The 13,282-nt window shown below is 67.5% G+C and carries 12 protein-coding genes and 1 rRNA gene; 4 read left to right on the top strand and 9 right to left on the bottom strand.

Going from position 1 to position 13,282, the window contains the following annotated elements; translation table 11 throughout:
• The 5 genes from IU459_RS21190 to IU459_RS21170 form a co-directional block, all read right to left on the bottom strand.
• A 16S ribosomal RNA gene (locus IU459_RS21190) occupies positions 1-121 on the bottom strand; the annotation flags it as partial.
• Between the two features lie 533 nt (positions 122-654).
• On the bottom strand, positions 655-1,944 hold the full coding sequence (tyrS, locus tag IU459_RS21185) for a tyrosine--tRNA ligase (RefSeq protein WP_195131277.1): 1,290 nt from the start codon (positions 1,942-1,944) through the stop codon (positions 655-657).
• Between the two features lie 441 nt (positions 1,945-2,385).
• A complete protein-coding gene (locus IU459_RS21180; RefSeq protein ID WP_195131276.1) occupies positions 2,386-3,018 on the bottom strand; it encodes a DNA-3-methyladenine glycosylase in 633 nt (210 codons plus the stop codon).
• 220 nt (positions 3,019-3,238) lie between these two features.
• On the bottom strand, positions 3,239-4,387 hold the full coding sequence (locus IU459_RS21175; protein ID WP_195131275.1) for a low temperature requirement protein A: 1,149 nt from the start codon (positions 4,385-4,387) through the stop codon (positions 3,239-3,241).
• A gap of 61 nt (positions 4,388-4,448) precedes the next feature.
• Complete coding sequence (locus IU459_RS21170; RefSeq protein WP_195131274.1) at positions 4,449-5,339, bottom strand: RNA polymerase sigma-70 factor; 891 nt, start codon at positions 5,337-5,339, stop codon at positions 4,449-4,451.
• 278 nt (positions 5,340-5,617) lie between these two features.
• On the opposite strand from IU459_RS21170, the gene IU459_RS21165 reads away from it, so the two are divergent.
• From IU459_RS21165 to IU459_RS21150, 4 genes are all read left to right on the top strand, one after another.
• On the top strand, positions 5,618-7,141 hold the full coding sequence (locus tag IU459_RS21165) for a multicopper oxidase family protein (protein WP_195131273.1): 1,524 nt from the start codon (positions 5,618-5,620) through the stop codon (positions 7,139-7,141).
• Between the two features lie 89 nt (positions 7,142-7,230).
• Positions 7,231-7,962, top strand: coding sequence for an ABC transporter ATP-binding protein (locus tag IU459_RS21160; protein WP_195131272.1), 732 nt, complete (start codon positions 7,231-7,233; stop codon positions 7,960-7,962).
• Positions 7,959-8,753, top strand: a complete 795-nt coding sequence (locus IU459_RS21155; RefSeq protein ID WP_195131271.1) for an ABC transporter permease — start codon at positions 7,959-7,961, stop codon at positions 8,751-8,753. The genes IU459_RS21160 and IU459_RS21155 overlap by 4 nt, the downstream gene beginning before the upstream one ends.
• Positions 8,750-9,394, top strand: a complete 645-nt coding sequence (locus IU459_RS21150) for a TetR/AcrR family transcriptional regulator (protein ID WP_195131270.1) — start codon at positions 8,750-8,752, stop codon at positions 9,392-9,394. Before IU459_RS21155 ends, IU459_RS21150 begins: the two co-directional genes overlap by 4 nt.
• 22 nt (positions 9,395-9,416) lie before the next feature.
• Here the strand turns inward: IU459_RS21150 and IU459_RS21145 are convergent, their stop codons facing one another.
• The 4 genes from IU459_RS21145 to IU459_RS21130 all read right to left on the bottom strand — a co-directional run bounded on the left by IU459_RS21145 (position 9,417) and on the right by IU459_RS21130 (position 13,205).
• On the bottom strand, positions 9,417-9,896 hold the full coding sequence (locus IU459_RS21145) for a L,D-transpeptidase (RefSeq protein ID WP_324198965.1): 480 nt from the start codon (positions 9,894-9,896) through the stop codon (positions 9,417-9,419).
• Positions 9,897-10,157: 261 nt separating this feature from the next.
• Complete coding sequence (locus IU459_RS21140) at positions 10,158-10,391, bottom strand: Trm112 family protein (protein WP_195131268.1); 234 nt, start codon at positions 10,389-10,391, stop codon at positions 10,158-10,160.
• Positions 10,392-10,401: 10 nt separating this feature from the next.
• On the bottom strand, positions 10,402-10,953 hold the full coding sequence (locus IU459_RS21135) for a GtrA family protein (RefSeq protein WP_324198964.1): 552 nt from the start codon (positions 10,951-10,953) through the stop codon (positions 10,402-10,404).
• Positions 10,950-13,205, bottom strand: coding sequence for a hypothetical protein (locus tag IU459_RS21130; RefSeq protein WP_195131267.1), 2,256 nt, complete (start codon positions 13,203-13,205; stop codon positions 10,950-10,952). The genes IU459_RS21135 and IU459_RS21130 overlap by 4 nt, the downstream gene beginning before the upstream one ends.
• Positions 13,206-13,282 lie beyond the last annotated feature (77 nt).

Genomic DNA, 13,282 nt, shown 5'->3' with positions numbered 1-13,282 from the left:
TCACCCACGTGTTACTCACCCGTTCGCCGCTCGTGTACCCCGAAGGGCCTTACCGCTCGACTTGCATGTGTTAAGCACGCCGCCAGCGTTCGTCCTGAGCCAGGATCAAACTCTCCGTTGAAGACTCACAATCACACCCCACAGGGCGCAATCAAAGTAATAACTAGAGTCCGAAAACCCAGCAAAACAATCGCCAGCCGGAAAATTAGCTGACAAAAAATGCCCGACCCTCCACACGGGGAGCGGAAGGCCGGAACCAAAAAATATTTGGCACTGACATTCATCGACACACTATTGAGTTCTCAAAGAACACACGCACACAGGTCCGATCCGGAGTGACCGGATCTTCTCTGGGGCAACTTTCCCAGCCTAACCAAGCAACCGAGCGAAGTCAAGTCCGATCGGTCTATCCGATTGTGCTGGCCTGTCAGGCGCTCCTCGTCCTACCTCGTTTCCCGGTCCCTCCGCTCGGCTCGCGCCTCGCTTCTCGGCTCCGGGTCGGTGTCCGTGTCGCTCTGACCTGGAATAAGTTACGCGCCGGATAACGCTACGTCAAATCGCCTGAACACGGAGGTGTTTGCGCAGGTCAGAGGCACAGCGCTGACGTAAGCGCTGGCTTGAATCACACCGATGTGATTCAAGCCACCGCGATCTTCATGCACCTGCCCGCAAGACCCCGGCGAGGTTCTTCTTCCCGCGCCGCAGCACGAGCCACTGCCCGTGCAGGTAGTCGGTGTCGGCGGGAGTCCACTCGACGTCGGAGATTTTCGTGTTGTTCACCGAAGCCCCGCCTTCGTTCACCGCGCGCCGGGCGGCGCCGCGGCTCTCGCACAGACCGGTCGCGACGAGCAGATCCACGATGGTGGCCGGCTCGCCGGGCGCGAGCCGCGCGACCTCGCCGTCGATCGCGGCCTCGCGCAGCGCGGCCCCGAGGGTGGCGCCATCGAGGTCGCGCAGTTCGCCGCGACCGAACAGCGCCTGGCTGGCCAACTGCACCGCACGGGTGTCGGCCTCGCCGTGCACCAGGGTCGTCATCTCCGCGGCCAGCCTGCGCTGCGCCTCCCTGGCGTGCGGGCGCTCGGCGGTCGCCTGCTCCAGCTCGTCGAGTTCTTCCCGGGACAGGAAGGTGAACCAGCGCAGGTAGCGCACCACGTCGGCGTCGGCGGTGTTCACGAAGTACTGGTACCAGGCGTACGGGCTGGTCATCTCCGGGTCGAGCCACAGACTGCCGCCACCGGTGGACTTGCCGAACTTCTTGCCGTCGGCGGAGGTCACCAGCGGGACGGTCAGCGCGTGCACGGACGCGCCGTCGACGCGGCGGTTGAGTTCGACGCCGGCGATGATGTTGCCCCACTGGTCGGAGCCGCCCACCTGCAGCGTGCAGCCGTAGTTGCGGCGCAGCTGGAGGTAGTCGTTGGCCTGCAGGAGCATGTAGCTGAACTCGGTGTAGGAAATACCCTCACCGTCCAGGCGCCGCTTGATGGTGTCGCGAGCCAGCATGACGTTCACCGAGAAGTGCTTGCCGATGTCGCGCAGGAAGTCGACGGCGGTCAACGGGCCGGTCCAGTCCATGTTGTCGACGATCACCGCGCCGGTCGGCGAATCGTCCAGGTCCACGAAGCGTTCCAGTTGGGAGCGGATCCGCCCGGCCCACTCCGCCACCGTGTCGGTCGAGTTCATGGTCCGCTCCCCGACGTCGCGAGGGTCGCCGATCAGACCGGTGGCGCCGCCGGCCAGCACGATGGGGCGGTGGCCCGCACGCTGGAAACGCTTCAGCGCGAGCAACGGCACCAGATGGCCCGCGTGCAGACTGGCGGCGGTGGGATCGAAGCCGGCATACAGGGTCAGCGGCCCGGCGGCCGCCGCCGCGCGCAAGGCATCCAGGTCGGTGGACTGCGCGATCAATCCGCGCCAGGTCAGTTCGTCGATGATGTCGCCGCTCACGCCGTCCTATCTTTCCGCATGAGGTCTCGGGTGCTGTGTGCGCCTCAGTGTCGTCACGCGACGCGACGCAGGTCGAACGATTTTTCGCGTGCGCAGGGAGCGATCGAGCTCGACGGACCGCGAGCGCCGGAGCGCGCCGATCGGGTCGTCGGTGATGACGGCAGGTTGCGATCCAGGACCCACTGCCGTCTGGCCCACCGGATAGCTCGAGCGAGTGACCGCCGCCGCTCACGCTGTCGGCTCGCTCGGTGACATCGGTGGTTTGCGTCGCTGACGCCGCATTCAGCGGGTGAACGTTTCCCGCGATGACCTTGCCGGGGCGGGCGGCGGCGGTCATGGTTCTTCAGGTCGGTCGCGCCGGTTGGTAGCGCGTTCACCTGTTAGGACGGTGCGCCTGATGGGAAATGGATCGCACCGCGGCGACATCCTTCGCCCGGTGGTCTACAGAGCCTTCGCGGTCGACAGTGGCGCACGCGGACTGCGCCGGTAGACCGACACCGCGCGGGAACCTGCGAGCCAGAACCGCCACGGCACGTCCGCCGCGGTGCTCACACCCACTCGGGGACCGCTGGCGATCTCGGCGGTCTCCACCGGACCGTTCAACTCCAGCCGGATCGCGGAGGACGGATCGAATAGTGCGGTTCCGTAGTCGCTCAACGTGATTTCCAGTGCAGTACCGAAATTGCCCGGCCCACGGGCCAAGTCGAGATCGGAACGGGCGCCCGGACGCCGGGCCCGGACCGTCTCCAGGCCGTCGATCACCTCACCGGAGCGGATCAGCACGGCGCTGGCGGTGCCGTCCGGTCCGCTCGTCACATTCACGCAGGTGTGCATGCCGTAGCTCAGGTAGACGTACAGCATTCCGGCAGGACCGAACATCACGCCGTTGCGCTTGGTCCGTCCGCGCCCGGAATGCGAAGCCGGGTCGGGCCACGGCCCGGCAGGGTCTCCCCCGTACGCCTCGACCTCGACGATCCGTACCGCGACCGGCCCCGACCTCAGGGTTGCCCCGAGCAAGCGGCGGGCGGCGGCGGGCGGTTCGACAGCGAGTTCTTCAGCGGACACGACCGCCATTGTCCTCGATGGGCGCGACAGGCGCGCAGCCACTGAAGGCCTGCCCGAGACCCCGCCTGGCACCGGGCGGCCGCACGCCAGGTTATCCGCGTGCTGTTGGCATCGGTCTCCGTTGTCGTTCTCGGTCACCGAGCATGCGCCCGTATCGCCGCGCCGAGCCGAGTTGCCACAGCGACCGAACGGAGCGGAGGAGTTCGCACTGCGTCACACTCAGTAGTACTCAGTAGTACGTGCCGTGCTCACCCGAGCGCGCCGTGACCAGGTCGTCGGCGATCACCGCCGCGTAGGCGACCGTGACGATCGCGGCCAGCTGAGCCCAGGACACCCAGATGACGCCGATCGGTGTGGTCGCCGCGACGGCGGCCGCCGCGAGGAGCCGGGCCCATGGGCGCGGCAGGCGCAGCGTCAGCCGGAAGAAGAACTGGCCGAGGAAGTACAGGGCTACCCCGCCGGAGAGGGCGGCGGCCACGGCGACCGAAGCGGCTTCGTTGCCATGGGCGATGCTCATCTGAATGCCCGCCGCCGCCACGATGACGCCGATGAGCAATGGATAGAGCGAATAGCCATAGGCGAGCAAAGCCGGACGGGACCGTTCCCGGTCCGGAACCGCCGCCAGCGCGGCCTCGCCGTGCTCGTTGTCGACGCCGAAGTAGGCCCACCACAGTACGTAGGCCAGGCACAGGCCGAGGGCGACCGTGGCGATCAACTGCGTGGTGATCTTCTCCCCGGCCAATCCCGCACCGATGGCGACGATCGATTCGCCGATCGCGACGATGACGACCAACCCGTGCCGCTCGCAGAAATGACTGGCACGGATCACGAAATCCTGGGTGTCCACGAGATACGGACTGAGCACCTGAACCACGAACGCCGCAGTCCAGCACGCGTACTGCAACCAGCCGTGCACGAACCCGCCCGCCAGCACCAGAGCGGCGGCCAATCCGTTCAGCGGGGCGATCCGCCGGATCGCGAGGGTGGCCGAGGCGCCGCCCGCCGAGACGAACAGCGCGGTATGCACGGCGGTGACCAGGACGTACCCCGCACCGAACGCGATGCCCGTGCCGTGGAACGCGTCCGGGATCGCCAGTGCGAGTACGAAGAACGCGAACATGCCGATCATCAGCCAGCTCCGCCGGGCCGTGCTGTTCGGCGCGACCTCGTTGGTGAGCCAGACGTAACCGGAGTACATCCACCAGATCACCCCGAACAGCAGCGCCACCTGGGCGATCGCCTGCCAGCCCGGGTGATGGGTGTAGACGTGCGAAAGCTGGGTGATGGTGAAGACGAAGACGAGATCGAAGAACAGCTCGAGCGTCGAAGCCCGTAGCTGCCCGCCCTCGGCGGACAGTTCCGCGCTCTGGTTTGTCACGGCAGGAGCCTAGAACGCGGACCGCCATGGCGCGCGCGGACGGGTCGGTCTGCGGTGCGCCTCACCCAAGGGTGTCGGTGCCCATGAACAGACCCCTCAACTTGTACGGATTCACTTGGAACCGCAGATTCTGGATCCGTCCGTCGGCGATGTCGTAGGTGAAGACGGCCACCGGGTTGCCGTCGATGCGTGCCAGCGCGCCGAGTTCGCCGTTGATGTACGCGGATTCGAGCACGATACCCGCGACGATCGGCTTGGCGAGCACGCCGAGTGTCCAGCGGGCCACGTGATCGCGGCCGTACAGCGGGCGCCGCGCCGCGGTGACCACACCGCCGCCATCGGACCACGAAGTGACGTCCGGGGCGAGCAGATCCATCAGGGCGTTCAGGTCGCCACCCGAACACGCGGCCATGAACCGCTGGGTGATGTGGTCACGCTCGGCCTTGTCGGTGTCGAAACGCGGCCGGCGGGACTGCACATGTCCTTTGGCGCGGTGTGCGATCTGCCGGATGGCCGGCTCGGACCGGTCCAGGGTGTCGGCGATCTCGGCGTGCGTGTAACCGAAGACCTCCCGCAGCAGGAACACCGCGCGTTCGACGGGACTCAGCGTCTCCAGGACCACGAGCATCGCCGTGGAGACGGTGTCGGCCACTTCGCTGTTCTCGGCGATGCCGGGCGAGGTGAGCAGCGGTTCGGGAAGCCACGGGCCGACGTAGTTCTCGCGGGTGGCCGTGGCCGAGCTGAGCCGGTTCAGCGACAGGTTGGTGACCGTGCGCACCAGGTAGGACTTGGGGTGCCGCACGGTGGAACGGTCGGTGTCGTTCCACTTCAGCCAGGCATCCTGGAGGATGTCTTCGGCGTCGGTGACGGTCCCCAGCATCCGGTACGCGGTGGCGAACAGCAGCCGCCGGTGCTCGAGAAACGGGTCTTGCTCGGGTGTCCGGTCAACCATGGGCTCGATGCTCCTCGATCGGGAACCAGAAACGGTTACCGGGTACTCGTGCCGGTCGCACGGCCCTGGGTACCCGCAGGGTTCGCGGATGGTGACGACCATGGGACAAACGACCGGCCCGGGACGTGACAGGCACGATTGTGTCCCGAGTCACATCATGCGCAGGCGGGGCGCTCCGCACCCTGACCCACTCCGGCTCGGGCATCAGGGACGGACCGGGGAGGAAATGGGGATGCTCCCGGATGTGTTGCGGCACTGCCGATTCCTACCGTCAGGCCATGTCTTCGGATTCCCGGCCGCGTAGAGGGCGGCGGTTGCTCCTGGTTCTGGTTTCGGTTGTGACGTCGCTGGCTCTCGCGATCGCCGGCGGCGTCACCTGGGTGTACGTCGGGGCGACCGTATCCACTGTCGGCAGCGCCGGATTCCGCAACGAACTCGCCATCCCGCCGCTGGCTCCGTCCCGGATCGACGCCGACGGAACCCGCACTTTCGAGCTCGACATGCGATCGGGGCGAAGGGAGTTCCTGCCCGGACAGATCACGGAAACGTGGGGATTCAACGGCGACTATCTCGGGCCCACGCTGCGGGCACGGCGCGGGGAGAAGGTGGCGGTCACCGTCCGCAACAACCTGACGGAGGCCTCGACCGTGCACTGGCACGGGATGCATCTACCCGCCGCGATGGACGGAGGTCCGCACCAGATGGTGGCGCCGGGCGCCGGCTGGACGCCGAACTGGAGCATCGACCAGCCCGCGGCAACACTGTGGTACCACCCGCATCCGCACGGTGCGACCGAAGAGCACGTCCGGCGCGGCCTCGCGGGCATGTTCCTGCTCGACGACGACGTGTCCACTGCTCTACCTCTGCCCGCGACCTACGGCGTGGACGACCTGCCCGTGATCGTCCAGGACGTGAAGTTCAAGGGCGCCGCGTTCGATTCGGCCCACGCGATATTCCGTGATGTCGGATTCCTCGGCGATCGGACCATGGTCAACGGGACATTGACGCCGTACCGGAACGTCGGCGACGAACTCGTCCGCCTGCGTCTGCTCAACGCCTCGACCGCGCGCACGTACACGTTCGAATTCTCCGACCAGCGACCGTTCGCGCTCATCGCCACCGACGGCGGCCTCGTGGAACGGCCGATCACCCTCGATCGGCTGCGATTGTCGCCGGGCGAGCGCGGCGAAATCGTCGTGCGGATGCGACCCGGCGAGCGAACGGTACTGCGCAGCGGCAAACTCGATGCCGGACTGGGTTTCTGGACCCAGCGGTTCGCCGGCGGCGACGACACCTTCGACATCCTGGAACTGCGCGCCGCCGAGGCGCTGCGGCCGTCACCGGAACTCCCTGCGACGCTGGCGCTTCCCAGCACGCCGGACGGCTCCGATTCGGTGCGGGAACGGCATTTCGATCTGGAACTCGGCGGGATCAACGGCACACCGATGGCGATGGAGCGCATCGATTTCACGGTCACCCGAGGCACCGCCGAGACCTGGGTAGTGCGCAACACCGACGGCATGCCGCACAACTTCCACGTCCACGACGTGCAATTCCGGGTGCTCGCTGTCGACGACGGTCCACCGCCCGCCGCACTGACCGGCGCCAAGGACACCGTCTTCCTGCCGCCGAACGTCACGGTGCGGCTGGCCATGCGGTTCGACGGCCCGGCCGATCCGGACTCGCCCTACATGTATCACTGCCACCTGCTCTGGCATGAGGACCTCGGAATGATGGGCCAATTCGTGGTCGTGAACCCGGGCGAGAGCGCCGGGACGCCGCCGCGACACCACGGCCACTGACTTTCCCCGCCAGATCCTCTTGCCGGTCGGGCGCGTTCGCGCTAAATTCATCACATAGTGAATTCAACACTCGATGAATTGAGGCGACCGTGTCGCAATCCACCTCTGCTCCCGCTGTCGAAGTCCGCGGCCTGCGGGTCCGCCGCGGCGGCCGCGAAGTACTGCACGATGTCTCGCTGACCATCCCGCGCGGCTCGATCACCGGACTGCTCGGCCCGTCGGGTTGCGGCAAGACCACGCTGATGCGCTGCGTCGTCGGCACCCAGATCGTCGAAGCGGGAGACGTCGCCGCCCTCGGTATCCCCGCGGGCTCGGCGGCGTTGCGCCACCGGATCGGCTACGTCACCCAGGCGCCGAGCATCTACCCCGACATCAGTGTCCGCGACAATGTGGCGTACTTCGCCGCGCTCTACGGCCGCGATCGCGCCGACGTGGACGACGCGATCACGGCGGTCGGCTTGAGCGAGAACGCCCGCCAGCGCGGCGACGAACTGTCCGGCGGCCAGCTGACCCGTGCCTCGCTGGCATGCTCGCTGGTCGCCCAGCCCGATCTGCTGGTGCTGGACGAACCGACGGTCGGGCTCGACCCCGTCCTGCGCGTCGAACTCTGGAAGCAGTTCCACGAATTGGCGGCGAACGGGACGACGCTGCTGGTGTCCAGCCACGTCATGGACGAGGCCGAGCACTGCGACCAGCTGCTGCTGATGCGCGACGGGCGGCTGCTCGCCCAGCTCAGCCCGGACGAACTGCGGGTGCGGACCGGCGAACAGAACCTGGAGACCGCCTTCCTCACCCTGATCACGATGGGACCGAACGCATGACCGCCACCCTGGAAGCCGCGCCGCGGCGGATGCCAACGCTGCGCCCCTATGCCGCGACCACCGGCCGCATCCTGCGGCAGCTGCGCAACGACCACCGCACCGTCGCCATGATCCTGGTGGTTCCGGCCCTGCTGATGGCGCTGCTGTACTTCATCTACAAAGACACCCCGACCAACCCGCTGAACCCGGTCCCGCTGTTCGACCGAGTCGGCATCAGCATGCTCGGCATCCTGCCGTTCATCGTGATGTTCCTGATCACCGCGATCGCCATGCAGCGCGAACGCACCTCGGGCACGCTGGAGCGCTTGCTGTCCACACCGCTGTCGAAACTCGACCTGCTCGCCGGATACGGCACCGCGTTCTCGCTGGCCGCGGCCGCGCAGGCCACGGTCGCCTGCCTGGTCTCCTTCGGTCTGCTCGGGCTCGACGCGGCGGGCAGTCCCGGCTGGATCGTGCTGATCGCGGTGGTCGACGCGATCTGCGGGGTGGCGCTGGGGCTGCTGGCAAGCGCGTTCGCGCGCACGGAGTTTCAAGCCGTACAGTTCATGCCGGTCGTGGTCGCGCCGCAGATCTTCTTGTGCGGCTTGCTCGTTCCCCGCGACCAGCTGCCCGATTGGCTGGAGGTGATCAGCAACGTGATGCCGCTGAGCTACGCGGTCGATGCGCTGCAACAGGTCTCGACCCATCCGGAGGTCACCGGACAGATGTGGCGCGACCTGGCCATCGTCGCCGGATTCGCGATCGTCGCCCTGATCCTGGGCGCGGCGACGCTACGACGGCGGACCGCGTGACGGCAGGCAACGGTTCCGGCGGCGCCGAGCGGCCCACCCGCAGCGGCCGCAGACCCGGACAGTCGGGCGCCCGCGAGGCCATCCTCGCGGCCGCCCGCGCACGGTTCGCCGACGTCGGTTTCCACAAGACCTCGATTCGCGCGGTCGCCACCGACGCCGGGGTCGATCCGGCCTTGGTGCACCACTACTTCGGCACCAAACAACAGCTTTTCGCCGCGGTGGTGGAGCTGCCGGTGGATCCGGAGGCGACACTGAAGATCATCGAGTCGGCGCCGCTGAATCAGTTGGGTGAGACCATCCTTCGCGCCGTCGTCGCGGTGTGGGACTCCCCTGCCGGACCGGGGATCGTCGCGGCGGTGCGCAGCATCCTGACCGGAAGCGACGACCCGGTCCTGGCCAGGACATTCGTGCTGGAAATCGTGCTCGAACGCGTCCGCCACCGGATCGCGACCGCCGAGGACGACGGCCGCGCCCGGGTCGCGCTGGTCGCGTCGCAGATGATCGGGGTGCTGGTGGGTCGCAAGATCATCGGCGTCGAACCGCTCGCCTCCATGGCGGCGCCCGACTTGGTCGCCGCCGTGGGTCCGACGCTGCAGCGCTATCTGACCGGGGACATCGGACGAGTACCGGCGTCCGGGTGACCCTCGCGATCACCGCGGCCGGTCATTCGACGACTTCGACGATGTCACCGGGCGACAAGTACTCGTAGAACGCCTTGGCGCCTTCGTGTGTCATCCGGACGCAACCGTGCGACTTCTTCTCGATCGGACCGACGTGGAAAGCGATGTCGCCGTTGAAGAAGACCGCGTACTCCATTGGAGCGTTGTGCATCGTGCTCCAGTGGAACTCCTTCTTGAACGACACGCGAAAGACACCCGCAGGCGTCTCGTATCCCGGCATCCCGTGCGAAATCGGCGTCGGACCGTAGACCACCCGGCCTCCGTCCATCAGCCAGGCTTCGTCGGTCGACAGCCGCATGCACGCGCGGGCCGCGGTGGAACAGGGCGCCACGGGCGGTGGCGGCGGTGGCGGCGGAATCAATGCGGGCAGACCAGGGATGTCCGGACCGCCCGGCCAGAGCGGTTCGGCCGGTGCGGGCGCGGCCATGGCGAACCCCGCCGACACCACACCGCAGGCAATCACGCATCGAGCTGTCCAGTTACGTAAACGCAAGCTGCTCATCACGTTCCCGACCTCTCTCCCCTTACGCCCCCTGTGTTGCTCAGCAGGCTGGTTCGAGCGCCCGACGCCGGAGCGTGCGGACCGTCGCGAGGTGTAAATGATCATGGCGGACCCGGCTTCGGAGGGTCGACGAACCTGAAGAACGTGACTCATCCGTTGCCGAGCGTCGACCTCGCGGTCCAGGGAGCGGGCAGAGAGAGGTTCAGCAGAACGCGCGCAGGGTCAGACGCCGGCCTCCGGCGCGGTGAACGCTTCGTGTTCGGCGTCGGTGACGTCCCTGGCCTCGTCGACGAGCAGCACCGGAATGCCGTTCTCGACGGGGTATGCCCGGCGCAGGCGCGGGTTGTAGAGCAGCGAGCTGCCGTCCGCGGCACGGACCAGCCGCAGCGGGCCCTTGTCCTGCGGGCAAGCCAGCAGGCTCAGCAGTGTGGCGTCCAGGGTGGTGTGCTCAGGCATAGGTGGAAACCTACCTTCCGGTCGAATCGGATCGGGAACCGTCCGTGGCGTCTGCCGGCGCGCGGCGAAACGAGATGTGGCGGTGCCCGAAGAAACTCGCGACCGCCACCAGCGCCATTACCCCGATCGCGGACGGGATGCTCGGCAGATGCAGGACCGACACCCCCATTTGGAGCAGCGCCATGTTCATCAGCAGCCCGCCGGAGTTCACCGCTACGAAGGCGACGAAATCGCGGACCAGCCGGCCCCGCACGCGGAAGACCAAAGCCCGGTGCAGAACGAACGCCACGATCACGCTGACGCCGTAGGCCGCGGCGGGCGCGACCGCGGCGGGCACCCGATTGCCGAGCAGTACCAGCCACATCACAGTCAGGGCCATGCCGAGGACGGTGTTCACCATGCCCACGACCGCGAACGCGATCTCTTGGCGTCGCACCAGTCGCAGCAAAGGCCCCGGATCCGCAGCGATGTCGTTCGTCGCGAACGCGGAAAGCGGCTCCATCCCGTTCGTGGCGTCGAGACGCCGCAGGATCCGCGCCCGCGCCGCTGCGCCCGCACTCATCGGGCAGCGTCCGCCAGATCGGGTTCCGGGGTGGCAGCCGAATCGGATAGCGCGGGCTCATCGGTCCCGTCGACCGGACGGTCCGTCCGGCGCCTGCCGCGCCGGTACGCCCATTCCAGGACACCTACGCCGACCAAGCCGAGCAGTACCGCGGCCACGCCTAACTGCCAGCCGGGCGGCAGCCAGGTCAGCGCCAGCTCGCCGCCCGTCGTGCCAGCCGGAATATCCACCGCCACAAATGTTTTCGCTACGAGCGTGGAGGGGATTTCGCGACCGTCGAGCGTCACGCGGTAGCCAGGCCACCCGAGCCGGGCGAATACGACCCGTCCGCCATCGGCAGAACTCACGCGCACCCGGCTGGTCGAATCCGATTCGGCGAGCGAAGTCGCGGTCCCGCCCTGGACGGCCGCGATCCGGCCGTTCCGAGTGGAGATCAGACCGTCGCTGCGTTCCAGCACCGAGATGTACTTTTCGTGTCCCGGGTAGTCGACCCAGGTCCAGCCCGATGGCGCGGGCTGCTCACGTGCGTCCGGGTACAGGGCGCGATGCAGCACCACGCGGTCGATCTTCATCAGGTCGACGATGGTTTTGCCGGTGGTCGGTTCGGTCGCGAAGGCGCGCCGGTAGGCGTCGGGGCAGACGCTGGTGTCCCAGCGCATGCACAGCGTCTCGCCGAACCAGTAATGCCCGTTCGGGGTGTATCCGCTGACATACGTCAGCTCGAGATCCTTGGCATAGTTGCCGAACACCAGCGACCCGTACGCGCCGCTCAGGCTCCGCTCGTCCCGCGGGATGAGCATGCGGTCGCCGAGCTGCAGCGTGGTCCCGGGGAAATCGGGGAACCCTGCCTTCATCTCCGACCGGTTCTCCGGCAGATTCCAGCCCATCGGCGTCGGCTGAGCCGCCCACACCTGCGCATAGGCGATCGCGGACACCGACGCGATCACCAGCGCGCACGCCGCGACGACGCCGCGGCTACGGGCCAGCCAGACCACGACCGCTCCGAGCGCGGCGACGCCGAGCGCCGCGACAACGTGGCCGATCACCTCGTGCGGAGCCGCGGAGACCGATCGAGCCCACAACAGACCGATGAGCACCGCCGCCGCGACACCACGCCGCCGCCAGTCGTCGAACGTGGCGAAACGACCGAGCAGCACGCATACCAGAACCAGCAGTCCCAACGCGACCATCGGCAGCACGCGAGCGGGCCAGCGCAGGGGACCGATCGCGCCGGGACCAGCCGTCCACATCAGCGCCATCGCCGCGAACAGAGCGGGCGCGACCAGCTCGCGCGCCGAGTCGAGCGCCTTGCGCCAGTCCACGAAGGCCAGCGCCGGAATCAGGAACCAGGCGATGTAGACCACGGGCATCGGCTGCACGTAACCCCACCACGAGTTGAACGCGGGCAACGTGCTGGGCAGGCTCGCGTTGAGCGACTCCGACCACGGCACGGTCAGCAACTGCTCGTTGTTGATCTGCGCGGTGCCGCGCCAGGTCACCTTTGCCGACAGCATGCTCGGCAGGTAGGTCGCCGAACCGGCCAGCGCGGCGCAGGCGGCCACCGTGAGCAAGCGCAGCGACGGCCGCCACGCCTTCTGGTGGACGAATTCACCGATCGCGACGGCGCCGACCATCAGACCGGCCTCGACCGCGGGGAAGATGTACTGCACCGAGATGGCCAGGTACAAAAAGACGAACGTCGGGATCGGCCCGCTGTTCCCACGGGCGTAACGCACCCCGGACGCCCATGCATGGGCCAGCCAGGCCGTGCCGGTGAACGCGGTCATCCAGCTGGATTCGTCGAAGAACAGCAGCCATCCGGTGAAAGGAATGGCGACGCCCGCGACGGCTGCCCACGGCGCCTTCGCCGCGTAGCCAAGGCAGATCCGATAAACGCCGAGCCCGAGGATGATCGCGAAGATCAGCTTCACCACGGTGGCGTACAGCGCGAGATTGCCGACCGACGGCGCGATCAGATCGATCAGTAGCTGCGGCGGATTGAGCAGGCCCGCCTCTTCGATCGTGTAGTTGCCCGCCATCCAGTGCTCGGGCACGAGCGCGGGAAACCGTCCCTCGCGCAAGTATCGACCCAGCATCACCCATAGCGGCGCGTACTGCGACTCGGTGTCGTCGGTATAGAAATGCCGGGCGTTGGCGAATAGAACCGCGCCGTATCCCGCGATCACACCGAGCGCGGTGACGATGCCCCAGATCAGGACTTCTCGCGAAGCGAAGGATCTACGTTCGGCCACGAGTCACAGACCCTACAGGCAACGCCCCGCTACCCCGCCGAGCCGCTGCCGGGAACGCGTCCTACGGCGCAATGACG

Source organism: Nocardia amamiensis (assembly GCF_015477605.1).
Taxonomy (GTDB): domain Bacteria; phylum Actinomycetota; class Actinomycetes; order Mycobacteriales; family Mycobacteriaceae; genus Nocardia; species Nocardia amamiensis_A.
Note: the sequence above shows the minus strand (reverse complement) of the source record. Positions and strands in the feature narration are given on the sequence as shown.

What these genes read in the sequence shown, in the direction of transcription:
- IU459_RS21180 (WP_195131276.1), bottom strand. Translation starts at nt 3,018, where the DNA reads ATGGCGGTCGTGTCCGCTGAAGAACTCGCTGTCGAACCGCCCGCCGCC.
- IU459_RS21165 (WP_195131273.1), top strand. Translation starts at nt 5,618, where the DNA reads ATGTCTTCGGATTCCCGGCCGCGTAGAGGGCGGCGGTTGCTCCTGGTT.
- IU459_RS21140 (WP_195131268.1), bottom strand. Translation starts at nt 10,391, where the DNA reads ATGCCTGAGCACACCACCCTGGACGCCACACTGCTGAGCCTGCTGGCT.
- IU459_RS21135 (WP_324198964.1), bottom strand. Translation starts at nt 10,953, where the DNA reads ATGAGTGCGGGCGCAGCGGCGCGGGCGCGGATCCTGCGGCGTCTCGAC.
- IU459_RS21170 (WP_195131274.1), bottom strand. Translation starts at nt 5,339, where the DNA reads ATGGTTGACCGGACACCCGAGCAAGACCCGTTTCTCGAGCACCGGCGG.
- IU459_RS21155 (WP_195131271.1), top strand. Translation starts at nt 7,959, where the DNA reads ATGACCGCCACCCTGGAAGCCGCGCCGCGGCGGATGCCAACGCTGCGC.